Annotated in this window: 21 protein-coding genes and 2 pseudogenes; 16 read left to right on the top strand and 7 right to left on the bottom strand. The window is 63.2% G+C overall.

Translation table 11 applies throughout. The features are described 5' to 3' along the window. Window positions 1-103 precede the first annotated feature (103 nt). Window positions 104-850, top strand: a complete 747-nt coding sequence (locus tag L5014_RS27055; protein ID WP_238466865.1) for a beta-ketoacyl-ACP reductase — start codon at window positions 104-106, stop codon at window positions 848-850. Between the two features lie 15 nt (window positions 851-865). Next, window positions 866-1,515 (top strand): annotated as a pseudogene (locus L5014_RS27050) (BON domain-containing protein). Between the two features lie 88 nt (window positions 1,516-1,603). Here L5014_RS27050 and L5014_RS27045 read toward each other — a convergent pair. Beyond that, on the bottom strand, window positions 1,604-1,831 hold the full coding sequence (locus L5014_RS27045) for a hypothetical protein (protein WP_238466864.1): 228 nt from the start codon (window positions 1,829-1,831) through the stop codon (window positions 1,604-1,606). Between the two features lie 405 nt (window positions 1,832-2,236). Further along, entirely contained in the window at window positions 2,237-3,478 is a 1,242-nt protein-coding gene (locus L5014_RS27040) for an MgtC/SapB family protein (RefSeq protein WP_238466863.1), read from the bottom strand. Between the two features lie 311 nt (window positions 3,479-3,789). On the opposite strand from L5014_RS27040, the gene L5014_RS27035 reads away from it, so the two are divergent. The 7 genes from L5014_RS27035 to L5014_RS27005 all read left to right on the top strand — a co-directional run bounded on the left by L5014_RS27035 (window position 3,790) and on the right by L5014_RS27005 (window position 11,480). Continuing rightward, the gene (locus L5014_RS27035) at window positions 3,790-4,239 is read left to right on the top strand and encodes a universal stress protein (protein WP_238466862.1); all 450 of its coding nucleotides are present in this window, start codon (window positions 3,790-3,792) and stop codon (window positions 4,237-4,239) included. 49 nt (window positions 4,240-4,288) lie between these two features. Further along, the gene (locus tag L5014_RS27030) at window positions 4,289-4,786 is read left to right on the top strand and encodes a hypothetical protein (RefSeq protein ID WP_238466861.1); all 498 of its coding nucleotides are present in this window, start codon (window positions 4,289-4,291) and stop codon (window positions 4,784-4,786) included. A 118-nt stretch (window positions 4,787-4,904) separates the two neighbouring features. Then, window positions 4,905-5,399 (top strand): BON domain-containing protein, encoded by a 495-nt coding sequence (locus L5014_RS27025; protein ID WP_238466860.1) that lies wholly within the window; start codon window positions 4,905-4,907, stop codon window positions 5,397-5,399. Window positions 5,400-5,632: 233 nt separating this feature from the next. After that, window positions 5,633-6,670: a zinc-dependent alcohol dehydrogenase family protein gene (locus L5014_RS27020; RefSeq protein WP_238466859.1), complete on the top strand. Its 1,038-nt coding sequence runs from the start codon at window positions 5,633-5,635 to the stop codon at window positions 6,668-6,670. Between the two features lie 134 nt (window positions 6,671-6,804). Continuing rightward, window positions 6,805-7,239 carry a hypothetical protein gene (locus L5014_RS27015; RefSeq protein ID WP_238466858.1) on the top strand — a complete coding sequence of 145 codons (435 nt, stop codon included), beginning with the start codon at window positions 6,805-6,807 and terminating at the stop codon, window positions 7,237-7,239. 554 nt (window positions 7,240-7,793) lie between these two features. Continuing rightward, entirely contained in the window at window positions 7,794-10,478 is a 2,685-nt protein-coding gene (locus L5014_RS27010) for a DEAD/DEAH box helicase (RefSeq protein ID WP_238466894.1), read from the top strand. An 18-nt stretch (window positions 10,479-10,496) separates the two neighbouring features. Further along, window positions 10,497-11,480, top strand: a complete 984-nt coding sequence (locus L5014_RS27005; RefSeq protein WP_238466857.1) for an SWIM zinc finger family protein — start codon at window positions 10,497-10,499, stop codon at window positions 11,478-11,480. An 849-nt stretch (window positions 11,481-12,329) separates the two neighbouring features. Here the strand turns inward: L5014_RS27005 and L5014_RS39070 are convergent. Next, a pseudogene (locus tag L5014_RS39070) lies at window positions 12,330-12,697 on the bottom strand (sigma 54-interacting transcriptional regulator); the annotation flags it as partial. Between the two features lie 260 nt (window positions 12,698-12,957). Here L5014_RS39070 and benC point away from each other — a divergent pair. Next, window positions 12,958-15,765 carry a benzoate 1,2-dioxygenase electron transfer component BenC gene (benC, locus tag L5014_RS26995; RefSeq protein ID WP_238466856.1) on the top strand — a complete coding sequence of 936 codons (2,808 nt, stop codon included), beginning with the start codon at window positions 12,958-12,960 and terminating at the stop codon, window positions 15,763-15,765. A 35-nt stretch (window positions 15,766-15,800) separates the two neighbouring features. Here the strand turns inward: benC and L5014_RS26990 are convergent, their stop codons facing one another. Beyond that, window positions 15,801-16,721, bottom strand: coding sequence for a helix-turn-helix domain-containing protein (locus L5014_RS26990; RefSeq protein WP_238466855.1), 921 nt, complete (start codon window positions 16,719-16,721; stop codon window positions 15,801-15,803). Between the two features lie 124 nt (window positions 16,722-16,845). On the opposite strand from L5014_RS26990, the gene L5014_RS26985 reads away from it, so the two are divergent. From L5014_RS26985 to L5014_RS26965, 5 genes are all read left to right on the top strand, one after another. Beyond that, complete coding sequence (locus tag L5014_RS26985; protein ID WP_238466854.1) at window positions 16,846-17,691, top strand: SDR family NAD(P)-dependent oxidoreductase; 846 nt, start codon at window positions 16,846-16,848, stop codon at window positions 17,689-17,691. Between the two features lie 13 nt (window positions 17,692-17,704). Next, window positions 17,705-19,447, top strand: coding sequence for an FAD-dependent oxidoreductase (locus L5014_RS26980; protein WP_338019341.1), 1,743 nt, complete (start codon window positions 17,705-17,707; stop codon window positions 19,445-19,447). Continuing rightward, a complete protein-coding gene (locus L5014_RS26975; protein ID WP_238466852.1) occupies window positions 19,444-19,809 on the top strand; it encodes an NIPSNAP family protein in 366 nt (121 codons plus the stop codon). Before L5014_RS26980 ends, L5014_RS26975 begins: the two co-directional genes overlap by 4 nt. Before the next feature lie 164 nt (window positions 19,810-19,973). Further along, window positions 19,974-21,353 (top strand): MFS transporter, encoded by a 1,380-nt coding sequence (locus tag L5014_RS26970; RefSeq protein WP_238466851.1) that lies wholly within the window; start codon window positions 19,974-19,976, stop codon window positions 21,351-21,353. Between the two features lie 73 nt (window positions 21,354-21,426). Next, window positions 21,427-22,602: a porin gene (locus L5014_RS26965; RefSeq protein WP_238466850.1), complete on the top strand. Its 1,176-nt coding sequence runs from the start codon at window positions 21,427-21,429 to the stop codon at window positions 22,600-22,602. 200 nt (window positions 22,603-22,802) lie between these two features. On the opposite strand, the gene L5014_RS26960 is transcribed toward L5014_RS26965, so the two are convergent. Next, complete coding sequence (locus L5014_RS26960) at window positions 22,803-23,675, bottom strand: helix-turn-helix domain-containing protein (RefSeq protein ID WP_238466849.1); 873 nt, start codon at window positions 23,673-23,675, stop codon at window positions 22,803-22,805. A gap of 182 nt (window positions 23,676-23,857) precedes the next feature. On the opposite strand from L5014_RS26960, the gene pobA reads away from it, so the two are divergent. Continuing rightward, window positions 23,858-25,042, top strand: a complete 1,185-nt coding sequence (gene pobA / locus L5014_RS26955; RefSeq protein WP_238466848.1) for a 4-hydroxybenzoate 3-monooxygenase — start codon at window positions 23,858-23,860, stop codon at window positions 25,040-25,042. Window positions 25,043-25,063: 21 nt separating this feature from the next. On the opposite strand, the gene L5014_RS26950 is transcribed toward pobA, so the two are convergent. Together L5014_RS26950 and L5014_RS26945 are read right to left on the bottom strand one after the other, a co-directional pair. Then, window positions 25,064-25,507, bottom strand: coding sequence for a hypothetical protein (locus tag L5014_RS26950; RefSeq protein WP_238466847.1), 444 nt, complete (start codon window positions 25,505-25,507; stop codon window positions 25,064-25,066). 162 nt (window positions 25,508-25,669) lie between these two features. Next, a complete protein-coding gene (locus tag L5014_RS26945; protein ID WP_238466846.1) occupies window positions 25,670-26,095 on the bottom strand; it encodes a GNAT family N-acetyltransferase in 426 nt (141 codons plus the stop codon). Window positions 26,096-26,124 lie beyond the last annotated feature (29 nt).

Below are 26,124 nucleotides of genomic sequence, written 5' to 3'. Positions count from 1 at the left end.
CTATAGTTGCCTCGGTTGGCCTGGCTTGATCTGGCTTCATCTGGTTTTCGATCGCGCCGATTCCGATTAGCGGCCGGTCGCCACTTTGCGAGGAGGAATTGCCATGCATAGCGAACGCGTTGCCTTTGTGAGCGGCGGGATGGGCGGTCTGGGTGCCGCAATCAGCCGCAGACTTCACGATGCCGGCTTGATCGTCGCGGTATCGCATTCGGAGCACAACGACCATGTGATCCGCTGGCTCGATCGCGAACGCGAGGCAGGCCGCACGTTCCACGCGTTCGGCGTCGATGTGGCGAGCTACGGTTCGTGCGAGGAATGCGCGCAAAGGGTTCTGGCGCAATTCGGCGCCGTCGATGTATTGATCAACAACGCCGGCATCACGCGCGATGCGAGCTTCATGAAGCTCACGAAACGCGAATGGGACGAAGTGATGCACACGAATCTCGACGGCGCCTTCAATCTCACGAAGCAGTTTCTTCCCGGCATGGTGGAGCGCCGCTTCGGCCGCGTCGTCAATATCAGCTCGGTGAACGGTTCGCGCGGCGCGTTCGGCCAGGCGAACTACGCGGCGTCCAAGGCCGGCATCCACGGCTTCACGATGTCGCTCGCGCTTGAAGTCGCGAAGCACGGGGTGACGGTGAACACGGTTTCGCCCGGCTATCTCGCGACCGCGATGGTGCAAGCGGTGCCGCAGGACATCATGGAAAAGCGCATCCTGCCGCAGATTCCCACAGGCCGGCTGGGCCGCCCCGAGGAGGTGGCCTCGCTCATTGCCTACCTGTGCTCGGACGATGGCGCGTTCGCGACGGGCGCCAACTTCGCCGTCAATGGCGGCATGCACATGCATTGAGCGACGGAGACGGCGATGAAAACCGATTTGCAGCTCAAGCACGATGTGGAAGCGGAACTGGAGTGGGAGCCGGCGGTCACGGCGTCGAATATCGGCGTCGAGGTGAAAGACGGCGTCGTGACGCTCGCGGGCCACCTCGCGAGCCTTGGCGAGAAGCTCGCCGCCGAGCAGGCGGCGCGCCGCGTGGGCGGCGTGCGTGCACTGGTAGTGGAGCTGGACGTGCATCTGCCGGGCGAAGACGTGCGCACCGACGAGGACATCGCGCACATCGCGCGCTCCATTTTGCGCTGGACGGCCGGACTCAGCGAGGGCGCCGTCCAGGCACAGATCGAGCACGGCCACGTGGTGCTCAGGGGGCGGTCGATTACGCGTGGCAGAGCCAGACGGCGGTGCGTGCGATTGCCCAGTTGCACGGCGTCGCGGGCGTGACGAATCACATCGAAGTCAGGAACGCGGTGGCGCCGGACAAGATCGGCAAGGACATCCTGGAAGCCATGCGGCGTCACGCGGACCGCGAGGCACGCCACATTCAGGTCGCCGTGCATGAAGGCACGGTGACGCTGTCCGGCAAGGTTCACTCGATCGCCGAACGCGCGGTGGCGCGCGGCGCGGCGTGGGCGGCGCCGGGCGTGCGCGCCGTGGTGGACGATCTGAGCGTGGAGTGAGGCGCGGCGGCGATTGCGCCACGATTGCGCCACGATTGCGCGATGACTCCGGCGACTGCGACGACGATTGGCGCGGTGCGCACGCCGTTCAGCAGGTCTGCCGGGTGGCGAGCGCATCGCCCAGCGCAGCCGCGAAGCGTTGAAACGCATGCAGCGAACCCGCCACGCTCTGGTACTTCTCGCGGCCGATCTGTCCGTCGAGCGTGACGAGCATCCCGGCCGAGCGCGCGAGCGCGAGCAGTGTTTCGGCGTCGTCGATGGCCGTGGCGCCGGCAAGCGTGACGGCAGCAGGCGAGCGGTTGGCGGCGGTGGACATGGCAACGCTCCTTGTGTTTGAACGGACGGGTTGACTTCGCTACGCCTTCAGTATGGTTTGTGCGCGCGCGTGCTCCAATGAGCGGGCGCTGAACCTGATGTAGGGAGTTTTGTTGGCGTGTAGTCCTTGGACTACGCAGTGCTGCCGGGGCCAACGCGCGCCCCGGCGCTTTCAGGTTCTTGTATTGCATGGCAGCGGTTCCTCTGGCAGCGGGCGCTGGATGAGCGAGCGCGGGCGATGTATCGCGTCCGTCCGCAGGCGGGCGGCAGCGCTTGTCCTCAATCTTGTCGCCGGGTGCGGGCCGGCCCTTGATGTATGTCAAGCGCGAAGTGGCCTGGGAAATGGCCTGGGAAATGGCTTGGGAAATGGCCGGGAAGCTGGTCGGAGAAGCGTTCGGGCTGGCGTTCAGTCGACGATCAGCCACGCGCTCCAGACGCAGGCGAGGATGAGCACCTGTCCCGGCACCACCATCGCCGCGAAGACGCGCTTGCCAAAGAGCACCGCCACGGCGCATTTCGTGACCGAATTGGCCGTGAGTGCGACGATGATCGGCAGCGTGGCGTCGCTTTGGGCAAGTAGCGACTGAGCGGCGAGCGCAGCGATCGACGCCGCTGCGGAGTGGGTGTCGATCAGCCCGCCCAGCCCTGCCGAGATCAGCAGCCCGGTCTTGCCGAGCCAGCGGGCGAGCAGCGTTGCCGCGAGCATCAGCACCATGAGTGTGGAGGCGAGCAGTACGGCGGCCTTCAGATCCACCGCCCGGCCGACCACCAGCGTTTCCTGCAAGGGCTTGCGCGCGGCGCGCCAGGCGGCGAGCAAGCCGTAGACGAGCGCGGCGAGGGCGCCGACGGCGAACTCCGGGGCCATGCGGCGAACGAGCGGCTCGTAGACGACGCCCACCACCAGCGACAACTGCACGAGCGTCGCGACGGAGGACAGCACGGCGGCTGCGGCAAACTGCGCGCAGTCACCGGGCGCCTGCGCGGCGCGCCGGCCCATCGAGGCGATCGTCGCGACGCTGGAGACAAAGCCGCCGAGCAGGCCCGCGAACGGCAAGCCAATGCGCGCGCCGAAAACCAGCTGCGCGATGTGGCCCACGGCGCTGATCGTCATGACGAGGACCGCGAAGCGCCAGACCGTCTGCAGATTGATGGCGCCGTAGGGATCGACGGGATGGCCGGGGAGCACGGGCAGGATGATCAACGCGGAAGCGGCCAGCGTCAGCAGATCGATGATTTCGCGCTGACTGAGCCTCGTCGTCACGAACCGGTGCAGCGGCGAGCGCGCCGCGAGCACGATGGTCAACAGTACGCCCAGCGCGGCGGCGAGCGGTGCGTCGAGCACGGCCAGCGCCCCCAGCAGCAGCGTGGCGATCATCGCCGCTTCGGTCGTGAGCCCCGGATCGTCGTGGGGGCGCAGATAGGCCGCTGTGGCCAGCGCGGTCAGCGCCACGACGAGCGTGGCAGCCAGTATCGCGCCGCCCACGCGCATCGCGATCGCGCCAAGCAGCGCTACCACGGTGAACGTGCGGATGCCGGCCGCCGCGCGTGTCGCGCCTTCGCCCTTGCGCCTTTCGCGCTCGGCGCCCACGAGCAGGCCCACGCCCAGGGCGACGGCGAACGGCATGTATTCGGCGGTGACGAGCAGCATGACGCGGCGTTCCGGCAAGAGGGGCGTACCTGTGAATCGGCACGGACTGGAAGCACGGGCTCGGGGCCCCGGCAGGAGGCTGGCTGTCGAGGCATCGTAGGGCCGCACTACGGTTCGGAATTGATGAAGATCAACGCATGGTGCCTGGCAGCGTCTGCCGCCGCGCACCGGCGCGGGGCCGCGCTGAGCGCACGCTTTATCCCGGCTACGTTTGTCTCTTGACGCAAATCAATGGCGCGACGTCGTTCACCCCGATGATGGGCATCAGGCCAGGCAATGCGGCCGGAATGGCACAGCTCAGGAGGCAGACCATGTACGAGAAGATTCTGGTGGCATTCGACGGCAGCGAGACTTCGAAACACGCGCTCGGCGAGGCGCTGCGCGTCGCGCGCCTGACAGGCGCACAACTCTATGTCGCGCATGTGATCGACATTCTGGCGCCGTTCGGCATGGGGCTGACATATGTCCCGGCGGAGCTGATCGCCGCCTACCGGGAAGGCGCCAAAAGGGTGCTGGAGCTGGCGCGCTCCGAAGCGAAGGCGGCGGGCATGGACTGCGAGACGGAGCTGCTGCAACTGCAAGGCGTGACCGACAGCGTGGCGGATTGCCTGCACCGGTGCGCCACGCGCGTGGGTGCGCAACTTGTCGTGCTGGGCACGCATGGGCGGCGTGGCGTGAGGCGCGCGCTCCTCGGTAGCGTGGCGGAGGAGTTGGTGCGCGAGACGGACTGCCCGGTGCTGCTCGTGCGGGGCATTTCATGAGCATGGTGTCGTCTGCCACTGCACAAACTTGATCGATCAGGAGACTGAAATGAGCGATATCCCTCGGAGCACGCCGCCCCAGCCTGCTTCCCTGTCGAGCGTGGGCACGCGCATGGCGCAGATCGGCTTCGATCAGCTCGCGGCTGTGCTGGCGCTGCAAGCGAAGCGCATCGAGCGCGATCGTGCCGCTACGCAACACCTGTGCGATGCCTGGGTGCACGCGCGCACCTGCGATGCGGGGGCCATCGCGCACGGCTGGCAAACGATGATGAGCGAGTACCTCGCCGCGAACGTGGCCTTGTGGGAGCAAGGCCTGGTCTCGGCTGCGAAAAACCAGGCAGCATACGGGACGCTGCTTCGCGACACGGTCTTCAATGCCGAAAATGCTTGCTTGCGGGCGGCACCGGCTCAGATGACGCGGCAGGTTGGGACCGTGCCGCAGGCGGCGGACTGGATGAAGTACCTCGCGCCGTTCATGGGCATGCGCCCGGACGGTGAGGCGCAGCCTGCAACTGTGCCTCACCGTGCCACATCCGCCGATGCATGATCGTCGCGGCGGAGGGTGAGCATCGAATCGAGTGCACGCGGCGGCCGCTGCCACCACGCGCACGATGCTGCGACGGGCTGCTTCGCGGCGCATCGGAAAACCATGCGGAGACTACGCGATGAAACACGCTCCACAACCGGGTCAGGACGTATCGGGTGGGCCGACGTTCGAACGGCCGGCTGCGGACCAGCGCAGCGACGAAGAGATTGCGGATATGGCGCGCGCCGTCCTGCACTGGACGGCGGGAGTGCCGCAACGCGCCGTGGAGGTCGAGGCGCGGGACGGTCATCTCTTTCTGCGGGGAACCGTCGAATGGGAATGGCAGCGTGAACTTGCGATCCGGTCGCTGTCGCAGCTGCGCAGCGTGACGGGCGTCACGAGCGGCGTGCAGGCGCGCCGGCGCACGGACCCCGGCAAGATCGGCGAGCGCATCCGCGAAGCGCTCCAACATTACGCCGAAGATGCGGTGGGCCGCATTCATGCTGAGATGAGCGAGGGCGTGGTGACGCTTCGAGGGACGGTGGGCTCGGAGGCCGAGCGCGCCGTCGCGCGCGGTGCGGCGTGGGCGCAGCGGGGCGTGCGCGAGGTCATCGACGAACTCGTGACGATGTGACGCGACGCGCATTCTGAACATCGAATGAAGGGCAACGGGCTGGCGTTCGGCATGGTGAGGGCGTCGGCCATTGCTCGCGCGAGCTTGTCGATGAAGCCGCCGGGCATCGATCCGCATCGGACAGGGCGCTTTTGATCGAAGTCAAATGCGCCAGGCATCGGCGGCGCATGATGAAAGCCGCTAGCGCCGGCGTGCACCGCGCCGGCCGATTTCCGAACGCCGATGGAGGGAACATGAAAGCACTGGTCTACAACGGTCCGGGCCGCTTCGCGGTCGAAACGCGCCCGATGCCGGAATTGCGCGAGCCTGGCGACGCCATCGTCAAGATGTCGAAGACGACGATCTGCGGCACCGATCTGCACATCCTCAAGGGCGATGTGCCAACCTGCACGCCGGGCCGCATCCTCGGCCACGAAGGCGTGGGCGTCGTGCACGAGGTGGGCAGCGGAGTGAGCGTGCTCAAGCCCGGCGATCACGTGCTGGTGTCGTGCATTTCCAGCTGCGGGCAATGCGAATACTGCCGTCGCGGCATGTACTCGCACTGCAAGACGGGCGGCTGGATACTCGGCAACCGCATCGACGGCACCCAGGCCGAATATGTGCGCACGCCACATGCGCAGACGAGCCTTTACAAGATTCCCGCGGGCCTCGACGAGGCGGCGCTCGTGATGCTCTCGGACATCCTGCCCACGGGCTTCGAGTGCGGCGTGCTCAACGGCAAGGTCGAGCCAGGCAGCACGATCGCCATCGTGGGCGCGGGGCCGATCGGGCTGGCGGCGCTTTTGACCGCGCAGTTCTACTCGCCTGCGCAGATCATCATGATCGACATGGATGCGAACCGTCTCGAATGCGCGCAGCGCTTCGGCGCCACGGCGCTCATCGATCCGCGCGCCTCGGACGCGGTAGAGGCGGTCATGAAGCTCACGGATGGCGTGGGCGTGGACTGCGCCATCGAGGCAGTGGGCGTGCCCGCCACGTTCGAGCTGTGCGAGCAGCTCGTGGCGCCGGGCGGCACGATCGCGAACATCGGCGTGCATGGCGTAAGCGCGTCGCTCTTCCTCGACAAGCTCTGGGACCGCAACGTGTCGATCACGACGCGTCTCGTCGACACGGTGAGCACGCCCATGCTGCTCAAGACCGTATGCGCCGGGCGCATCGATCCGACCCGGCTCATCACGCATCGTTTTGCGTTCGACGACGTGCTCAAGGCATACGAAACGTTCTCGCACGCGGCCAGCACGCAGGCGCTGAAGGTCATCATCGAAATGTGAAGTGCAGCGGCGCGGCGTCACGGCTTTGCGCGCCGCTGCGCGATAGCTTCAGTAGATCGGCGCGAACTCACTATGAATGTGTCGCGCCATTGAGTCGCGCAGTGACGAAACCGTTAGAGAGTAGAGGTCGGATCATGAGTTCGCGCTCGACCACCCAGATAAGCAACCGTGCCGTACCACAGTCAGGAAAGCGCACCGATGTTCCGCGCGCAGCCATCATGGGCCTGTGCGGAGGAGCGCCACGTATTCAACCTCTCCCGCCAGGCGAGCAATCACTGCGGCAGCAGGAAAGGGCGGCGGGCAAGGGCCGCCGGCGTCGCGCGAAACAGCGCGCGTCATGTACGCCAGCATCAGGACTGACGAAGGTCGAGGTCGTCTTCTACAAGGAGATTCTCGACCATCGCGGATTCCCGCATCGGTGCGAGTTGATGCGCGTATCTGGGGAGTCTGTCGACCGCGACAAGGCCGTCGCGGGCGCCATTTTCAGGTTCGAACAGACACAGTGCGTGAGCTGCTGGAACATTGCGGCGGACGGCTACGAGGTCAAGGTGCAATCCACCGTTGTTTAGCGCAGAAAATCTCAAATACGCGATATTCCGGGACGCTCCTAAGCGCTTGTCCCAGGAGCGTCCCCAAGCGCGACGCCTCAAGGCCGATCAATCTCGGCGCACACCTGCTCAAGGCGCCCGCCCGCCAACACAGAATTCCTTATACGCAATCAGCTCGGGCTGCGTCTCTTTCATTTTCTGCATTTCGTTCGCGACAGCTCCAATGAGCGTCCCGTATCCTGGCTCGCCTTTGCACATTTCGCTCTCCTTGAGCCACGCCGCCCCGGATTCCAGTTTGCGTCGCGCCCCGTCGGGTAAAATGCCGACACCCTGACGCCCGCCGAAATGCCTGCCAAACGCGCCGCATCGCGGTCGACGTTGGCGCCATTGACCGCACAGGCGATCCGCATCGTGTCGACTGAATACGCGATGGAAATACCATGGATTTCCCTGCCGTGGAAAATCCGTCCCATTGCCAGGACAGGCAATGCTCCCCACGGCGCAGGATGTACGTGATCTCCAGGCGGGCCTGTCTCTTGCCTGCATTCGAACCGGGACTTCCCCAACAACTGTCCATGTCCTTGACTGATACCGATACCGACCGTCTCGCGCCTAAAATCACCCCAGCAGGCCACCTGCTTGCCGCGCCGGACGCCGATGCGCCTGTCCTGCCCGATGACGTGGCACTGGGTGAGGCCTTCAGGCGCGGCGCAGGTCATGGGTTGCTCTATCTGGGAAGTACGACCGTCGGGCGTGCACTGCCGCCCGCATGGGCATGGTGGCGCGACCTGGGTGTCCGCTATGTCACGGCTTTGTGCACCACGCCAGAAGGCGGGGAAATCGCCGTCGCCCAACCGGGCGCAGCGGACCTCGACGGACTGATCGAAGACGCGCCGCCCATGACAGGCGCTGAATATCTCACGCCGGATGTCCTGGCGGCGCTGTGGGACGAAATCGATGGTGCCTTGCGTGACGAGCTGGGAGCCACGGGAGCGTCGCTTCAGGCATTTCTCAGGTCGCGCCACCCTGCATGGAATCTTGTGGGCCGTGTTCACTTCAATCTTGCTGAAAACCGCAAGGATCCCGAAGCGCCTTTCGCGTTCATGGCAACCTATGCGGCGCGCCTGTCTGCCCATGGCAAAACGCAACATCAACCCCTTTCGCGGGCCCTTGAGGAATTTTCCGGGGCGCGCAGCAAGGCGCAACTGCTCTCCCTCCTGATGCCGGTTCAGCGTGCCGCGCAACGTTGCGACTGGGTGCGTGCGATGCTCGAATCGCGCGAGATCTACCACCCGTTGCGCTGGATGCCGGCCGACGCCTGGCGCCTCCTCACCGATTTGCCGGCGCTGGAATCCGCCGGCATCATGGTTCGACTACCGGCGACCTGGGCGACGGGCCGCCCCGTGCGACCGGCGCTCAGGGCGAGCGTCGGGACGCAGCCACCGTCGTTCCTTGACAGGCAAGCGCTGCTTGACTTCAGGATGGAGCTATCGCTCGACGGCGAGCCGTTGAGCCCCGCGGAGATCCGCAGTCTGCTCAAGGGGGCCGACGGTCTGCAGTGGGTTCGTGGGCGCTGGATCGAGGTGGACACGAAAAAGCTCGGCCGCCTGCTCCAGCGCTTCGAAGGTCTGGAGCAGGCCGCGCAGGCGGGGCTGCCGTTGAACGATGCGTTGCGCCTGCTGGCAGGCGTAGCCGGTGATGCAGCCGAAGGCACCGACGACCGGGACTGGGCGCAGGTCGTGGCAGGCGACTGGCTGGCAGAGACGCTCCAGCAGTTGCGCCAGCCGGAAGGGCTTGCACAGGTCGATCCGGGTCCCGACCTCAGGGCGCAGCTTCGACCCTACCAGCGGGCGGGTGTGCGGTGGCTCTATCTGCTTAGCCAGCTCGGGCTGGGAGCGTGTCTGGCCGACGACATGGGGCTCGGAAAGACGATGCAGGTACTTGCCTTGCTGTTGATTCTCAAGCGCGACCCGGCCGGTCCGCGCCCGAGCCTGCTGGTCGCACCCGCGTCCCTGCTGGCAAACTGGGCCGCGGAAGCGGAACGCTTCGCGCCGGGCCTGCGCGTGCTGGTGGCTCACCCGTCCATGACGCCCGCAGACGAGCTGCGCGCCCTGGACAGCGCGCAGCTCATGCACACGGATCTCGTCATTACCAGCTTCGGGTCGCTGCTGCGTCAGCCCGTTCTGGAAGCGGCCCAGTGGCGCATCGCGATTGTCGACGAGGCCCAGGCGATCAAGAATCCCGGTGCCCGGCAGACGAAACAGGTCAAGAAGCTTCAGGCCCGCTCACGTATCGCCCTGACGGGCACCCCGGTGGAAAATCGCCTGTCGGATCTGTGGTCCATCTTTGATTTCACGCATCCAGGCCTGCTGGGCTCGGCGAAGGAGTTTACTGATCTCACCCGCCGTCTGGCGAAAATCGAACATTTCGGCCCGCTGCGAAACCTTGTGCGGCCCTACATCCTGCGCCGTCTGAAAACGGACCGGCGTGTCATCGCGGATCTTCCGGAAAAAACCGAACTCAAGGCGTGGTGCCACCTGAGCCCCGTCCAGGCTGCCTTGTACGGGCAGGCCGTCAAAGACCTGGAGGCGGCGCTGGATGGTACCGAGGGTATTGAACGCAAAGGGACCGTATTGAGCTACCTGATGCGTTTCAAGCAGATCTGCAACCATCCGTCCCAGTGGCTTGGCGACGCGGCGTGGAAACCGGAAGCCAGCGGCAAATTTGCCCGCCTGAAGGAACTGGTCGACGTGATCGCGGCGAAGCAGGAAAAGGTCCTCGTGTTTACGCAATTCCGCGAAACCACCGAGCCCCTTGCCGCCTTCCTCGGATCGCTTTTCGGCCGCGAAGGCCTGATTCTCCATGGGGGCACGCCCGTAGGAAAACGGCGCGAACTGGTCAGGCAGTTCCAGGACGATGAATCAGTACCGTTTTTTGTACTCTCGCTCAAGGCGGGCGGAGCGGGGCTGAATCTCACGGCCGCTTCTCATGTGATTCATTTCGATCGATGGTGGAATCCCGCAGTCGAGAATCAGGCGACGGACCGGGCCTTTCGCATTGGCCAGCGCCGGAATGTTCTGGTGCACAAGTTCGTTTGCCGAGGTACGGTTGAGGACCGGATTGACCAGCTGATCGAAACAAAGCAGCAGCTCGTGAAGGACGTGCTTGAAGGCGGTGCAGAGCTGCTGCTGACTGAGATGAGTGACAGGGAGCTGCTCGATCTTGTCAGGCTCGATATTCATTCCGCACAGGAAAACTGATCATGGAAACGAACGCAGATGTCTAGTTACGGTGGATGGAAGCCTTATGTCCCGGTGGCCGCGCGCAGGAAAAAAGCAGAGCAACTGGTCGCCACGGCGATCAAGGCTGGCAAGGTGTTATCGCCCATTGCACCGTATCGCGGGGCCATAGCGAAGACCTTCTGGGGCAAGGCATGGTGCGATAACCTGGAGCATTACAGCGACTACGCTAGTCGCCTGCCACGCGGGCGTACCTACGTGCGCAATGGGTCAGTGATCGATCTGCAGATTACGGCAGGCAGGATACGTGCACAGGTCATGGGCTCAAGCCTGTACGAGATCGAAATCGACGTCGTCGCCTGCCCGAAAAAACAGTGGCGTGCTTTGAGTGCGGAGTGCGCGTCTTCGATTGACTCCATGGTCGAACTGCTGCAGGGCAAGCTGTCGGCCGCGGTGATGGGCCGCATCTGCAAGCCGGGCACCGGGCTTTTCCCCGCGCCGAAAGAGATCAAATTGAGTTGCAACTGCCTGGACTGGGCGGCGATGTGCAAGCACGTCGCAGCCGTACTGTACGGCGTCGGCACACGGCTCGATCAGCAGCCCGAACTGCTTTTTGCGTTACGTGGCGTTGATCCCGCCGAGCTCGTCAACAGCACAGGTGCGACTCTGTCCGGGGCAGGAGCCGTCCCGGTCTCCGGCAAGGTGCTCGACAATGCAGTTCTGGGCGATGTGTTCGGTATCGATATCGACACGGAGACCTTTGCCGATGCGCCGCCGGTCCGGGGCAAACGCACGCGCAAGGCGGCCATTTCGCAAACAGTCACAACATCCAGGTCGACGACGCCGAAATCAGCAACGAAAGGCAAGGTTGCGGCGCAGGGCACGAAGCCCAGCGCGGCCGCCCTGAAAAAACCGAAAAGAAAAACCGACCCCGATGCATCAAAGGCGAGCGGTCCGGTTGCCTCCCCCAAACCCGCTGCGCGTGCGCCCGCCACTCCAAAATCCGCGAAACGCCGCGGGTGAATGTGAGTGACGTACCGCACCGCCTGATCCGGCGACTGGTTTCCGCGCGTTGCGTAGAGCGCGATGAACTGGAATCGGGGGGGGCGATCGACTGATCATTGATGAGGTTGGCAATGAACGCAAAAGCGTTTTTCCGCAATCGCACGACGCCGCACCGCACCCGCGCGCGGCGCTGGCCCGCTCAACCCGCGAGTACGAGCCTGACGCGGCGCGCGCGACCTGGACTGCGCGTGACGAAATGATCTATTCGCGACGCACGGCGGAGGTGCTCACTTGATCATTTGATCGATTGAGGGGGCGGCGTCGAGCCCGATGATTTCGTCCGACGAGTGGGTGCGCGTGCGCAGTGCCTTGTCGGGAGGGCCGCCCGGGGCAGATAGTGCGGCAATTGCCAGGTATCGCGACGACGGGGCGACGACGGGGCCACGACAGGGCCGCCGCCGCGACGCGATTGGCACGATGGTTGCGTGACACGGTGTATGCCGGCGAGATTCGATGCAAAACATCAAGGCGCTGGGGCGGGCGCGAAGGAGACGATGATGGACGGGACGAGACAGTCGCTGCGGGCCGTGGCCGACAAATGGCTTGCATTGCGGGCGGACACGCGAGTCGAAGTGACGCGATGCGTGCATGGGCGCGGCAGAGGGTACGCAAATGGGCATGCCAGCGGACAGACAAACGGACAGGCAAGCGGACAGACCAGCGGACAGACCAGCGGACAGACCAGCAGGCGGCGCTGCGTCTATATCCGTGCCATTGGTGTGGCGAGCGAAGTGGGGCTGTTCTTCTTTCGTCATGACGACGGAGCGTGGTACATCTTTCCGCCGCGCGAGACGAGCCCCGTCTTACTCAAACCCTGAGTCCGCGACTCGTCAACCGATACACGAGTTGTGCGCGCGTGATCCCCAAGGTACGCGCCGCCGCGGAGAGATTGCCGTCGGCCTGGCGCACCGCGCTCTTGAGCAGTGCGGATTCGATGTCGTCGAGCGAAGTCGGCTCGACCTCGCCGCCGAGTCCCATGAGCAGGCTGGTCACCTTGCGGCTCACGCGATCGACTTCGGTAGATCCTAGCGCCGCTCGCGCAATGAGGGCACACGAATCGGAAACACGTTGAGGCGGAAATAAAGGTCTTCGCGAAAGCGCCCCGCGCGTATTTCGTCCTTGAGATCGAGATTGGTCGCGGCGACCACGCGCACGTCCACGCGGCGCGTTTGCGTGTGCTGTTTTGAGCCACTGCGCGGCGCGAAATCCGCGTGAGTTTCGCTCATTTCAGTACATTCAGGGCGTTCACGCGATGCACGTTTTGTCCGGGCGAACGTCGTCTCTGTCCATTGAGGGGAACGCGGTCCAGGCTCTACATTGGCGGCATTAAACCCACCCGGCGCTCGCGAAAATCACGGCTAGCTCGCGCGCCTTCCCGCACGAACCTCCCACCAGCGGAGCGCAATGTTCGAGCGGCTCTAGAGGAGACACCGCCATGGCCCATCAGATAACGCTCCGTTTCGAGGACGGCGTGACCCGCTTCATCGAGTGCGAGGAGGGCGAGCGTGTGACCGATGCCGCCATTCGAGCCAAAATCAATATTCCGCTCGATTGCCGGGATGGTGTGTGTGGCACCTGCAAGGCGCTTTGCGAGTCCGGCGAGTACGTTCTGGGCGACTGCGTGGACGATGCGCTTGGCGCGGAAGAGGCAAGCGCCCGCAAGGTTCTCACCTGCCAGATGAGCCCGCGCTCTGACTGCGTGATCCAGATCGCCACGAGCTCCGATGCCTCCGGCACCGGTCCATCCTCGCACCGTGGACGGATCGTCGCCTGCCAAAGCGCGTCGGAGAGCACGATCGCTTTCTCGGTCGAACTGGAGAACCGCGCAGATCTCAGCTTTCTTCCCGGGCAATATGTCAACATCCGCGTGCCCGGAACCGATCAGACGCGCTCCTACTCCTTCAGTTCGGGGCCCTCCGGGTCGCATGTGTCCTTCCTTGTGCGCAATGTGCGTCACGGGGCCATGTCGACCTGGCTCACGGAAAGCGCCAAAGCCGGTGACCCCATCGAGTTTCGCGGCCCGATGGGAAGCTTCTACCTGCGGCCCATCGAGCGCCCGGCGCTGTTTCTGGCGGGTGGTACGGGCCTCGCGCCGTTTCTCTCGATGCTGGACAAAATCGTTGAGGATGGCGGCAGCCCTTATCCGATTCACTTGATCCTGGGTGTGAACAATGATGAGGATCTGGTGGGCATCGACCGGCTCGAAACCTGTGCGAAGCGCCTGCCGAACTTCACCTATGCCTGCACCGTTTCCAGCCCCGACAGTGCCCATCCCAACAAGGGCTATGTCACCCAACACATCGTCCCCTGCCAGCTCAACGACGGAGACGCGGATGTCTACCTCTGTGGCCCGCCGCCGATGGTTGATGCCGTGCGCAACTATCTCTCGTCCGAAGGACTGACCCCGCGCAACTTCTATTATGAGAAGTTCGCGGGCACCGGCCTGGTGGTTCAGACCGGCGAGGACCACATCGCGCCTGTCGATGTCGATGAGGCCTTCGACCTGCGCATGGCGCTCGAATTGGGGGCGGCCCAGCTGACCATGGGCCGGCTGTCGAGTGAGCAATTGATCGCCTTCCGCCAGCTCGCCGAGGCGACGGCGCCGTTCGTATCCGGGCAGCGCTTTACCGACGTTGCTCGCTACATCGAGGCAAACCACGCGTTTCACCTGTTCACGATCGAGGCTTGCGGAAACGCCCAGCTGATCGCGCTGTACCGGCAACTGGCCGTGCAGGACTACATCGCTCGCGCGCTGACCGACCAGATCGAGATTGTCGGCGACATCGTCCAGCAGCACCGGGACATCGTTGGCGCCTTCGAACTGGGCGACCTGAACAAGGCGCGAGACGTGATTGCGCTGCATGCGCTCCATTCCAGGGCCACGATGAGCCGGGCGCTGGAACGTATGGCGCTGGGCAAGACGGCACCCAAGGTCGCCGCGCCCCCATTGCCTCGATTGCTCCCATTGCCTCCGTCTGCCGTGCCGCAGAGCGCACCTCAGGTTTGTCCATTTACGGCCAAAACCCTTCCGGCCTATTCACACGAACTGGACTGGCCTGAGGGACTGGCGCCATTCAAGGTGGTCGATGACGGCTCGCAAGGTGACCCTTACGCGCACTACCGCTGGATGCGGGAGCACGCGCCGGTGCTGCGTTGCCAGTCGGCAACTTCGGACGTCTGGTTCCTCTCGCGCTATGACGATGTCTACCAGGCAATTCGCAATCCGAAGCTATTTTCCTCCGAGGTCGTCAGCCCGCCGCCGCTGACGTTCCTGACGCTGTTCGACGCGCCCGATCATTCGCGCCTGCGCAAGGTCGTCCAGCCGTCCTTCCTGCCGCTGGCGCTCGATCCCTTTATCGAGCAGATCGCGCATAGGGCGGAGGACCTGCTCGACGCAATGATCGCCAAAGGCGGCGGCGATGTCGTCAACGATTTCGCTATCCCGCTCAGCATCTCGACCATCTCCACAATGATCGACGTGCCGAACGAGGATGAGGAGAAGATGAAGTTCTGGTCGGACGAAACCTTTAGCTACTTCGGGCGGCTCGCCCGCAACGCGCCGGGGACCGGCACCGACGAGCAGAGCGCGCAGGCTTTCTTCGCATATCTGAAGGAAGCGATGGAGCGGCTTGCGCTCACCGACAGCCAGTCGATCGGCGGGCATATCGCGCGCATGTGGAAGGACGGTTTGCTTTCGGAAAAGGAAGCGAAGGAGCTGTGTGCATTTGTCTTCATCGCCGGCCACGACACGACGACCATCCTTGTCGCCAACGCTTTTCGCATGCTCGCCGAACAGCCGCATCTGCTGGGACGAATCCGCGAAAACCCCGCCGACGCAGACCGTTTCGTCGAGGAAGTGGCGCGCTATCGCGGCACCGTCCAGCGCGTGAGCCGCATCACCACCGAGGCGACCACGGTCGCCGGCGTTGATCTGCCCAAGGGCGCGGTGGTGCGATTGCTGCTGTCGGCAGCGAACCGCGACAGCCGCAAGTTTGCCGACGGCGAGACGTTCAACATCGACCGCGATTCCAGCGGCCACCTGGGTTTCGGCAACGGCATGCATAAATGCCTTGGCGCACCGCTCGCCAAGCAGGAGACGCTGATCGCGACGAAGGCGCTGGCCCGCAAGATTGGCGCTATTGCGCTCGATCCGGCAAGGCCGATCCAGTATGTGCGGGGCAACAATCTGACCAACTCCGGACCGGAGCATCTGTTCGTGAAGTTGGGCGGCTTATCGGCCTGAAACGGATACGGGGGGCGGTCGAGTCAGTCCGCTCCTTACTTTTCAGGCGGCAAGGATCGATCGTGGGCCGCAGAGCGGTATTCGGTCGGCCGCAGCCCCGTCTGCTTGCGGAAGAAACGACCGAAATAGGCCTCGTCCTGAAAGCCCAGTTCACTGGCGATCTGCTTCACGCTGAGGTTCGAATAGCCGAGCAGCCGCTTGGCCTCATGGATCGAGCGTGCGTCGATTGCCTCGATTGCCGAGACCCCGAAGGTGGTGCGGCAGATGCGGGAGAGCTGGCCGGTGGACACACCCATCTCGTCGGCATAGCTGGCGACCGGCCGCCGCTCACGGCAATGGCGGTCCAGCAGCGCGCGGAACCGTTCGATCCGCGACGCCATGGTTCGCTGCTCGGAGCTGGCTGAAAGCCGGGCGCTCTCGCTGAGGCGCCCGATCTTGACGAACAGGGCGATCGTCAGTGCTGCGCCCGCGGTGAACTGCCAGCGCTCGTGGCTTTCCGCCTCGTGCCCGATCGACTGAAAAAGCGTGTCCAGAGGTGTGCCGCGCTCGACGTCGGGATCAACCGAGAGCACCGTTGGCGTGCGCATGAATTCCAGCAGGTCGGGCGCGGCCGTCATCGCCAGTGATTCCAGTGCAGGCTGCGCGGCGGTGATGACGTGACCGTCGATGTCGCTGCGGAAGTGAAAGCCGTGGACCGAGTGCGCTGGCACGACGATCAGGCATGGCGCCTCGACTGCCCACGTCCTGCCGTCGATGAAGGTTTCGCCGCCCCCGGCGGTGACGTAGAGCACCTGGATCAGCGCATCGTGGACGTGCGGCTTGATGTCGAAGTCGAAACGGCCGGCACGCAGGGGAATGGGTTCGTAATGCACCATGTCGACCCAGGATTGGCCGGCTTCCGCACCATAGAGCGCGAAATGGAGAACGGTCCGGCGGCGCTGTTGGTCATTGGCCATGATGCACGGTATGTCCTGTTATATGTCGTCTCTGTCCATTGTTCCACAGGGGCTTGGGGCGTTCAATGGCGATGCGGATTTCAGGAAGCGCAATTGCGCGGAAAATTTTAGGGAAAGTAACAACATGGAACAGGAACTTGAACATCGCGCAGCGGCTTCGAGCGCATACGGGCTGAACCTGGGCGGCAAGGTCTGCGTGATCACGGGCGCAGGTAGCGGCATTGGTGCCGGTATTGCGCGCGCCTTCGCCGGTGTTGGTGCACATGTGGCGCTCGTGGACCGGAATCTTGCCGGTGCTGAAGCGGTCGCCGCCGAACTTCGGAAGGCAGGTGCTGTGGCGCAGGCGATCGGCTGCGACGTGTCCGACGAAGCCTCGGTTGCCGCAGCGGCCGGCGAGGTTCGCGCAGCGCTCGGTCCGGCCAGCGTGCTCGTCAACAATGCAGGACTCCTGCGCGCTGGACCTCTCGAAACGGTCTCGATCGAAGACTGGAACCAGGCCATCGCCGTGAACCTCACCGGCTATCTTCTGTGTGCTCGAGCGTTCGGGCGCGACATGCTGGCGGCGGGCAAGGGCAGTATCGTCCACGTTGCTTCGATTGCAGCGCTCAATCCGCAAACCCATAGCGGTTCTTATAGCCCGAGCAAGGCGGGCGTGCTGCTGCTCTCGCGGCAACTGGCGGCGGAGTGGGGGCCACGCGGTGTGCGCAGCAACTGCGTGCTGCCCGGCATGATCCGCACCGCACTGTCCGCGAAGTTCTACGAGGAGCCCGGCTTCGAGGCTCGCCGCGCCGCGGCCACCGCGAGCCGCCGCATCGGCGAGCCGGAGGACCTCGCCGGCCCGGCCCTGTTCCTCGCCTCTGACCTGGCGGCCTACGTCAATGGCGCGGAGATGCTCGTCGACGGCGGGCTCGATTGCATGCTGATGGACATGGTTCCGCGCCCCGGCTTTAACGCCACCCCGGCCGCGTGAGCGCCATCACACCATAACGAAAAGGAGAGTGGATATGGCCAAGGAGATCACTTGCGATCTGGTCGTGGTCGGGTCGGGTGCTGCGGGCCTCGCCACCGCGATCACGGCAAAGAAGCGCGGCCTCGATGTCATCGTGCTCGAAAAGGAGCCCGTGTTCGGCGGTACGACCGCGCTGTCGGGCGGCGTCTTGTGGATTCCGCTGAACAAATATGGCCGGCAGCAGAATCCGGCGGACACCGTCGAGCGCGTGCGCGAATACATGATGAGCGAGACGGGCAGCAACTACGATGCCGCCGCGGTCCAATGCTTTATCGAGAATGGGCCGAAAATGGTCGAGTTCTTCGAGCGAGAGACCGAGATGAAATTCGTGCCCACGCTCTATCCGGACTATCACCCGGATGCGCCAGGCGGCGTCGACATCGGCCGCTCGATTCTCGCCGCGCCCTATGATATTCGCGGGCTGGGCAAGGACATGCAACGCCTCAAGCCGCCGCTCGAGACGATCACCTTCATGGGAATGATGTTCAATTCCTCGAACGCGGACCTCAAGCACTTCTTCCGCGCGACCAGGTCGATTGTTTCGTTCTGCTATGTGGCCCGGCGTCTGGCTACGCACATCAAGGAGCTGGCGCTCTACCGGAGGGGGATCAACGTGACGAGCGGCAACGCGCTCGCTGCGAGGCTCGCCAAGTCGGCGCTGGCGATCGATATTCCGATCCTCACTTCGACGCCTGTAAAGGCGCTGCTGAGCGCGAACGGCAAGGTGGTCGGTGCGCTCGCGAGCGCAGCGGACGGTGAGCTTCGCATCACCGCGCGGCACGGCGTCGTGCTGGCTTGCGGCGGCTTTCCTCACGATCTCAAGCGCATCGCGCAGGCCTATCCGCATGTGAAGCGTGGGGGTGAGCATCTCTCGCCCACACCCGTCGGCAATACGGGCGATGGGTTGACCATGGCGGAGAAGGTGGGGGGCGCCGTGCAGCTTGGCTTCCCCGATGCGTCGGCGTGGATGCCTGTCTCCAGGGTGCCCTTCGGCAAGGGCCGCACGGGCGTGTTCCCGCATCTGCTCGACCGCTACAAGCCCGGCGTGATCGGCGTGCTGCGCAGCGGTCAGCGCTTCACCAATGAATCGAACTCCTACCACGATGTTGGCTCGGCGCTGATCCGCGCCTGCGAGGGGGAGCGGGAGACGGCGATGTGGCTGGTCTGCGATAAGGTGGCGCTGGGCAAGTATGGCCTGGGCTATGCCAAGCCCGCGCCGATGCCGGTGGGCCCGTTACTACGCAAAGGCTATCTCATCAAAGGCGAGACGATCGGCGAGTTGGCGCGCAATTGCGGGATTGCTCCCGATGCGCTTGAAGTGACGGTCCGTGCCTACAATCGCGATGCCGGGCGCGGAGAAGATCCGGCGTTCCATCGCGGCCGCACATCGTTCAACCGCTATCTCGCCGATCCGGACAACCAGCCCAATCCCTGCGTTGCGCCGATCTCGACGGGTCCCTTTTATGCGGTGAAGGTGGTGATGGGCGATCTGGGCACATTCGACGGACTCAGGACCAGCGTCACCGGGGAGGTGCTGCGTGCCGACGGTAGCGAGATTGAAGGCCTTTACGCGGTCGGCAATGACCGGCGCAGCGTGATGGGCGGCAACTATCCGGGCGCCGGCATCACTCATGGACCCAATATGACGTTCGGCTATGTCACGGGTAACGCGATCGCCAACAAGGCCACGACCAGCAAAGAGAAGGTACACGCATGAGCCCCAACCCAATATATCTGACGAAGCCCCTCGTGGATTTCCGGGTCTACACGATCGCGCTACGCAAGATGCCCGAGTTTATCGAGGTGTTTGACCGCCTCGCCATGCCGATCCTGCTCGAGACGCTTGGACATCCGCTCGGCTTTTGGACAAGTGTGGTGGGGCCACAGAACCAGTTCACCCACCTGTGGGCGTATGACGATCTGGCGGACTACGAACGACGGTGCCTCGCACGCGATACCCATCCGGATTTCCCGGCCTATCTCAAGGCATCGGGCCATCTGATCACGGCACAGGAGACACGGCTCATTCGCGCCGCCGCGCTGGATAGTGTCGCAGGGTCAGTCAATCCGCCGTTATAGATTGACGGCGCGCCGTTGCAGACCCTGGCCGTCCCGCGCCCGCGGGTATGGCGCCGCAATAAAACGACATCAATCTTTGGAGACATCGCAATGCAAATGCTCGATCGCGCCGGCCCCGCCGGAGCGCTGCCCCTGCTCGTCTATCACGTGGCTGGAGGGCAGCAATGAAGACCTTCGAACGCGTCGTCGATACCCAGGCCTTCATTGACGGCCAACGGTTTTCCTCATTTCAGTGGGTCATTCTCGTGCTGTGCTTTCTCGTTGTCGCCGCCGACGGCTACGACACGGCAGCCATCGGTTTCATTGCACCGTCGCTCGTGCAGCAGTGGGGCATTGCGCGCGTCGCGCTCGGTCCGGTGATGAGCGCCGCGCTGGTCGGACTTGGCATCGGCGCGGTGCTGGCCGGCCCACTCGCCGACCGGCTCGGGCGCAAGACCGTACTGGTGCTCTCCGTCGCGTTCTTTGGACTGTGGAGCCTTGCGGCCGCATTCGCCAGCACGGTCGAGTCACTGACCGTGCTGCGCTTGTGCACCGGTCTCGGACTCGGCGCTGCCATGCCGAACGCCGTCACGCTGATGTCCGAATATGCGCCGACGCGCGTGCGTGCGGTCGTCGTCAATGCGATGTTCTGCGGCTTTTCCGCGGGCCTCGCGCTCGGCGGATTCGCGTCTGCATGGCTGATTCCGCAATTTGGCTGGCAAAGCGTGCTGGTCGCAGGGGGTATCGGGCCGATCGTGCTTACGGTTCTGTTGGTCCTGCTCTTGCCGGAGTCCGTTCAGTTCATGGCGGTACGTCAACGTGCCGACGCGAAAATCGCACGCATCCTCGGCCGTATTGCACACGGCACGACGTTCGAAGGTTGCCGCTTCGTCGCCCCGGAGGGCGGCGTGAGCACGCAGCGCGAATCGGCGATTCGCGTTGTCCTGTCGCGGCAGTACCGCTTCGGGACGCTGATGTTGTGGCTCGCGTACTTCATGGGCCTGCTGATCTATTACCTGCTCACTAACTGGCTGCCTACGCTGTTTCGCGACACGGGCTCCTCCGGCACGCGTGCAGCCCTGATGACGTCGCTTTTCCCGCTTGGCGGCGTGCTGGGCAACCTGTGCGTCGGCTGGTTCATGGACCGCCTCAACGCCAACCGCGTGATCGCGGCAACGTATGTGCTCGCCGCAATCATGGTTCTGCTGGTCGGACACGGAGTCGGCCACCAGTTGTGGCTCGGCACCCTCATCTTCTTGACCGGGACATTGGTCACGAGCGCAGTCACGTCGATGTCTGCGCTAGCGGCAACCTTTTATCCGACGCATGGGCGGGCGACGGGCGTTGCCTGGATGCTCGGTGTGGGGCGCATAGGGGGCGTAGCAGGCGCACTGGTCGGCGCGGCACTGATGGGCTTGGGCTGGCAGATTGGATCGGTATTCAGCCTGCTTGCCGTGCCGGCGCTGGTGTCCGCGTGCGCGCTCTTCGGGATGATCGGGCGCGGCGCACCCGTTTCGCAGACGCACGCACAGCAAAGCGCGCCAATGCACCAGGCAAGGTCATGAGTCATTTTTTTCGTGAATTGGCATTCAGTTGATTAGATATACAAATAAATAATCCAGATTTGGAAAATTGAAGATGAAAAAGAAGCTTCTCGCATTGGCCCCGCTTTGCCTGTACGGTGCATCGGTCTGGGCGCAAAGCAGTCTTACGCTGTACGGTGTGCTGGACGAAGGCATCATGTTCAACAGCAACGTCGCCACCGCGCCGTCGAAGGGCGCGCACAAGTGGTACCTCGACTCGCTCAACGGCATGTACGGCAGCCGCTGGGGCATGAAGGGTGCCGAAGACCTGGGGGGCGGCACGCGTGCCATCTTCACGCTCGAATCCGGCGTGAACCTGAATACGGGTGGCGCAGGGCAAGGGGGACTCCAGTTCGGACGCCAGGCGGCCGTTGGTTTGAGCAACCGGCGCTTTGGTGACCTCATGCTAGGGCGGCAGTACGATTCGGTCGTCAACTATGCACAAGCGGTCACGATCCAGGGCTATCTGGCGGGCGAAATTTTCCAGCATCCGGGCGACTTCGACAACACCGCGAACTCGTTGCGCACCAACAACGCGATTCGCTACGCGAGCCCCAACATCAACGGACTCACGTTTGGCGCCACGTGGAGCGTGGGCGGCCAACCCGGTAATTTCAGCGGCAACGGCGGCTATTCGGCCGGAGCGGCGTACTCCAACGGCGTTGTGACCCTGGGGGCCGCTTACCTCTACTTCAAGAATCCGACCGCCCCCACCGCGAGCCAGGGTTTCTTCACGAGCAACGGCAGCGGAACGCAGTTGACTGGCATCCTGAACAAGGCTTATGCGAGTGCGAGTTCGTATCAGGTTGCGATAGCGGGCGCGCTGTACACAGTTGGGCCGGTGCAGATCGGCGCGTCGTATTCGAACATCGAGTACGGCAATATCGCGGCACTGGGCGGTGCGAGTGCGAAGTTCAATAACGTCGATGCGGGCGTCAAGTGGTCGGTCACGCCGGCATTCAGTCTGGGCGCGGCCTACGATTACGCGAAGGGCAACAATGTCCGCACGTCGGATGGCGCAAACGTCGGTAATCAGCATTTCAACCAGTTCAGCGTGATGGCCGATTACTTTCTTTCGAAGCGAACCGATCTCTACGCCCAGGGCGCGTACCAGATCGCAGCGGGTACGTCGTCCACGGGGGCGCCTGCGGTGGCCAACATCGGCAACGCCGGCGACTCGTCGAACAGCCGCCAGGTACTTGTGCGCGCCGCGATTCGCCACAGGTTCTGAGGCATCGCTGCACGCACAAGCCGACTCCTGCACCAGGCGAACGGCCGTGGACTGCCCCGGTTGAAGACTACGTTCAGGCACTGTCAATTTTCCAGCGACCAAGCCTGCTTCGGTGCGACAGGGTCTACCGGATCGCGTCAGTGCGACAGAACCCGTGGGCGGTCTTGCCGTGCAGCAGCCTGATGATGGCAACAATGAAATCATTTTCGCTGGCGAAAAGCGTTTGGCGTCATGCCAGTGAATCGCTTGAAGAACCGCGTGAAATATGCCGGCTCCGTGAAGCCCAAAAAATCGGATATCTGATTGATATTGAGTGCGGTGTAGGTGAGACTGCGCTTCGCCTCGAGCAGCAATCGCTGATGGACGAGGGCGAGGGCGCTTTTACCCGCTATTCGCTGGCAAACCATATTCAAATACACCGGCGTTACGCCCAGGCGTTCAGCGTAGCGGCTGATTGGAAAATGTTCGCGGTAGTGTTTTTCGATCAGGCCGGAGAACGCTTTCAGGTGGGCATGACCGCGATCTTGAGGTTCGTCCCTTTCCTTGCCTTGTTGATCCTGACGACTGACCCATACGACGAGCGCGCTCACGAGCGACCGAAGCAGCAGGTCCCTTGAAGGCGCAGGCGGGCCGTACTCCTGATTCAGGTGGCTGCACAAGGTGTTCACGTAAGGCCGATCGTTGCCAACCGAATAGCAGCCTGGATGCTCCAGCACGCGGCGGGGTGCATCGATTTGCTGCTGAAGCCAGTTCATCAGGGGCGCAGCGATCGTAATCACGTAACCGTCGACCTCCGGAGAAAACTGGAAACCATGTACGCACATAGGCGGGACGACCTGGACTGATGGCGTGTCTATCCGGGTCTTCTCGCCCTCGATTTCGATCAGTGCAACGCCTTTCTGGACGTACAGGAGTTGCGCGAGGTCGGCGTGCGTGTGTCGCCTGATTTCCCAGTCGTGCAAGCTGCTTCGCTCCGGTATCGACTCGCAGTGCAGCAAATCGAGCGTGCTCCAGTCAGGCCCTTCGCCGTATAACTTGAAGACGGGAATGTCGTGCTGCGCCGGATGCTTCATGGGTTCATCACTGAATTATCGGGACCGGTTGGGACTTTTTAAAAGTCCAATTTTAATCGAAAAAATTGCCTTATCAGCGCTGCATATTTCTAGAAAAATGCAATTCAACCGCGGCATTAATTATTGGGGCTCGTAGAGCAAAGCAGAAGCCGCAGTGTAGAGGAATATGGGAGACATCGGTCATGAAGACCAAAGTAGCGATCATCGGCGCGGGGCCATCCGGCCTGCTTTTGGGGCAGTTGCTGCACAAGGCTGGCATCGACAACGTCATTCTTGAACGCCAAAGCGGCGAATACGTACTTGGCCGAATCCGTGCGGGCGTGTTCGAGCAGGGCATGGTCGACCTGTTGCGCGAAGCGGGCGTGAGCGAGCGTATGGATGCGCAAGGGTTGATTCACGACGGCATCGAACTGGTGTTCGGTGGGCGACGTGACCGGATCGACCTGAAAAAGCTCACGGGTGGCGCGTCGGTGCTGGTGTATGGCCAGACCGAAGTGACGCGCGATTTGATGGCGGCGCGCGAGGTCAGCGGCGCGACCACGATTTACGAAGCAGCCAACGTTCAACTGCATGACGTAAAAAGCGAAGCGCCCTACGTCACATTTGAAAAGCGCGGCGAGATATACCGTCTGGACTGCGATTACATTGCGGGCTGCGATGGCTTTCATGGCGTTTCGCGCAAGACGATCCCTGAGGAGGTGCTCACGCACTACGAGCGCGTCTATCCGTTTGGCTGGCTCGGCATGCTGTCCGATACCCCGCCTGTCAATCACGAACTGATTTATGCGCACCACGAACGCGGCTTTGTGCTCTGCAGCCAGCGTTCGACGACTCGCAGCCGTTACTACCTGCAAGTGCCCTTGACGGAGAAGGTCGAAGACTGGTCCGACGAACGCTTCTGGGAAGAGTTGAAAACGCGGCTGCCACAGGACGTGGCCGAGAAGGTCGTCACGGGTCCCTCGCTCGAGAAGAGCATTACGCCGCTGCGCAGCTATGTGGTTGAGCCGATGCAGTATGGCAAGCTGTTCCTCGTGGGCGACGCGGCGCATATCGTGCCGCCGACCGGCGCGAAGGGACTGAATCTCGCCGCAAGCGACGTGAGCACGCTATATCGGATTCTGAATCGCGTCTACCGCGACGGCCGCACCGATCTACTGGCAAAGTATTCGCAGAGCGCGCTGCGCCGGGTGTGGAAGGCAGAGCGTTTCTCGTGGTTCATGACGAACCTCCTGCACGAGTTTTCGGAGCGCGACGCCTTCGACAAGCGCATGCAGCGTACCGACTACGACTACTACACGACTTCGGAAGCCGGGCTCAAGACGATCGCGGAAAACTACGTTGGTTTGCCGTATGAAGCCATTGAATGAAGCAGCAATGCGAAATGCACGTCACGCCTCGCAGACAATTGCCGATAGTATCAGCGGTATGACCTGGTGAATTTCTGCATGACCGCCAGCTTTTCGCACGAGGGCTTCGACAGAGTCGGTCGAACCGAATACCACCGCTCCGTAGACTGGACCCGAGGAAGTCTTGCCATTTCCGGGTTTGAAGAATGGGTCACCCGGCTGGTATCCAAACACTGCGCGAACCCGCAATCCGTAAGCAGTGAGATCCGTCGCATGACTGGGACGAAACGCATTGACCGAGTCCGCCTCGACGTGAATCGGGGTGGGGTCAATCGACTGATCATTGATGAGGTTGGCAATGAACGAGTGTGCATTGGATTTGCAGGCGAACTGTTCATCGAGCGTGCGTCCGAACGCCGACGTTGCGAAAATTCCGCCACCCATTACGACTGCGGAAATCAGAGGGACGAGAAGGAGCTTTTTCATTGCATGACCGTGGATTGCATTCGGCTCAATATCGTTGCCCGACGACACGCATTAGTTACCACGTGTATTCGCGAAACGATGCGGATGCGGGCGCAGGGGATATTGCATTTCGTTTCTACAAACAATTCGAACGTGCTGACTGCCTATGCACATGAATGGCTACTACAACGCAACCTGCATGATGTCGAGCGCGGCACGAGGCGACGTGCGTTCTAGTGAACGGCGCAGATCGTCAGGCAACTCCGATGTCTCGGCTGCCGTAAATCCGATCTGCTCGAAATAGCGTTCGGCGCCTGTGGAGTGGACGACCAGTGACTCGATCCCGCGCTCGCGCGCATCGGCGACGAGCAGCGAAAGGATGAAGTCGTCGAGCCCCGCGAACCGCGCGCGTCGTGCGACGGCGATGCATCGAAGTAACCCGACCTTGCCATATTGCTCCAGGCCGGCGCATCCAATAATGCCGCCGCTGTCCCTGGACACCAGATAGCGATTGATGTGTTCGCGGACGCCCTCGATCGGCAATTGGCAGGTACGCAGCAGGTCCTCGACCTCGGGGACGTCTTTCGTAGTTGCATAGCGGGGACGCATCACACCATCTCGACAATCAAAACACTGGT

The sequence above is a fragment of the Paraburkholderia tagetis genome (assembly GCF_022213065.1).
GTDB lineage: Bacteria > Pseudomonadota > Gammaproteobacteria > Burkholderiales > Burkholderiaceae > Paraburkholderia > Paraburkholderia tagetis.
This window is presented reverse-complemented; position numbering and strand designations above follow the sequence as displayed.

What these genes read in the sequence shown, in the direction of transcription:
- L5014_RS26960 (WP_238466849.1), bottom strand. Translation starts at nt 23,675, where the DNA reads ATGAAGCATCCGGCGCAGCACGACATTCCCGTCTTCAAGTTATACGGC.
- L5014_RS27030 (WP_238466861.1), top strand. Translation starts at nt 4,289, where the DNA reads ATGAGCGATATCCCTCGGAGCACGCCGCCCCAGCCTGCTTCCCTGTCG.
- L5014_RS26975 (WP_238466852.1), top strand. Translation starts at nt 19,444, where the DNA reads ATGAGCCCCAACCCAATATATCTGACGAAGCCCCTCGTGGATTTCCGG.
- L5014_RS27015 (WP_238466858.1), top strand. Translation starts at nt 6,805, where the DNA reads ATGAGTTCGCGCTCGACCACCCAGATAAGCAACCGTGCCGTACCACAG.
- L5014_RS27040 (WP_238466863.1), bottom strand. Translation starts at nt 3,478, where the DNA reads ATGCTGCTCGTCACCGCCGAATACATGCCGTTCGCCGTCGCCCTGGGC.
- L5014_RS27025 (WP_238466860.1), top strand. Translation starts at nt 4,905, where the DNA reads ATGAAACACGCTCCACAACCGGGTCAGGACGTATCGGGTGGGCCGACG.
- L5014_RS26965 (WP_238466850.1), top strand. Translation starts at nt 21,427, where the DNA reads ATGAAAAAGAAGCTTCTCGCATTGGCCCCGCTTTGCCTGTACGGTGCA.
- L5014_RS27055 (WP_238466865.1), top strand. Translation starts at nt 104, where the DNA reads ATGCATAGCGAACGCGTTGCCTTTGTGAGCGGCGGGATGGGCGGTCTG.
- L5014_RS26945 (WP_238466846.1), bottom strand. Translation starts at nt 26,095, where the DNA reads ATGCGTCCCCGCTATGCAACTACGAAAGACGTCCCCGAGGTCGAGGAC.
- L5014_RS26990 (WP_238466855.1), bottom strand. Translation starts at nt 16,721, where the DNA reads ATGGCCAATGACCAACAGCGCCGCCGGACCGTTCTCCATTTCGCGCTC.
- L5014_RS27035 (WP_238466862.1), top strand. Translation starts at nt 3,790, where the DNA reads ATGTACGAGAAGATTCTGGTGGCATTCGACGGCAGCGAGACTTCGAAA.
- L5014_RS27005 (WP_238466857.1), top strand. Translation starts at nt 10,497, where the DNA reads ATGTCTAGTTACGGTGGATGGAAGCCTTATGTCCCGGTGGCCGCGCGC.
- L5014_RS26970 (WP_238466851.1), top strand. Translation starts at nt 19,974, where the DNA reads ATGAAGACCTTCGAACGCGTCGTCGATACCCAGGCCTTCATTGACGGC.
- benC (WP_238466856.1), top strand. Translation starts at nt 12,958, where the DNA reads ATGGCCCATCAGATAACGCTCCGTTTCGAGGACGGCGTGACCCGCTTC.
- L5014_RS27020 (WP_238466859.1), top strand. Translation starts at nt 5,633, where the DNA reads ATGAAAGCACTGGTCTACAACGGTCCGGGCCGCTTCGCGGTCGAAACG.
- L5014_RS27010 (WP_238466894.1), top strand. Translation starts at nt 7,794, where the DNA reads ATGTCCTTGACTGATACCGATACCGACCGTCTCGCGCCTAAAATCACC.
- L5014_RS26985 (WP_238466854.1), top strand. Translation starts at nt 16,846, where the DNA reads ATGGAACAGGAACTTGAACATCGCGCAGCGGCTTCGAGCGCATACGGG.
- pobA (WP_238466848.1), top strand. Translation starts at nt 23,858, where the DNA reads ATGAAGACCAAAGTAGCGATCATCGGCGCGGGGCCATCCGGCCTGCTT.
- L5014_RS27045 (WP_238466864.1), bottom strand. Translation starts at nt 1,831, where the DNA reads ATGTCCACCGCCGCCAACCGCTCGCCTGCTGCCGTCACGCTTGCCGGC.
- L5014_RS26950 (WP_238466847.1), bottom strand. Translation starts at nt 25,507, where the DNA reads ATGAAAAAGCTCCTTCTCGTCCCTCTGATTTCCGCAGTCGTAATGGGT.